This is a genomic window from Vibrio rumoiensis 1S-45, assembly GCF_000286955.2.
Taxonomy (GTDB): domain Bacteria; phylum Pseudomonadota; class Gammaproteobacteria; order Enterobacterales; family Vibrionaceae; genus Vibrio; species Vibrio rumoiensis_A.
Genome location: NZ_AJYK02000047.1, coordinates 1 through 348, shown reverse-complemented (window position 1 = coordinate 348; position 348 = coordinate 1). Strand labels below are relative to the sequence as shown.

Below are 348 nucleotides of genomic sequence, written 5' to 3'. Positions count from 1 at the left end.
TTTATTCACTCCAGCAGGGCCTGTAATTAATGGTGCTTTAAATGGGGGTAAAGTGACTGTAGGGATTGCAGGTACAATAGATGGATTTTCTAGTCTGGGGAAAGGGGTTATTCAAGGAGAATTTATTAACACAATGATTCAAGAAGGAATGTCAAAATCTACACAGAAGCTGTTAGATGAAACAGTATCTAATACTAAAGCTGCAAAGATTAACTCAATTATAGGTTTAAGTGGGCTTTATAGTGAGGCAAATAAAGCAATACCAAAAGATCAAGATATGATAGAGGCTATAGTCGATGAATTTAAATAAACTTATATGGCCCAATCTTTGGCCGCACTTTTTAAAAA

Annotated in this window: 1 protein-coding gene; it reads left to right on the top strand. The window is 35.1% G+C overall.

The genetic code is table 11. The features are described from left to right. On the top strand, window positions 1-310 hold a 310-nt coding region (locus tag A1QC_RS15530), incomplete at its 5' end, for a hypothetical protein (RefSeq protein WP_039836825.1). Between the last annotated feature and the right edge of the window lie 38 nt (window positions 311-348).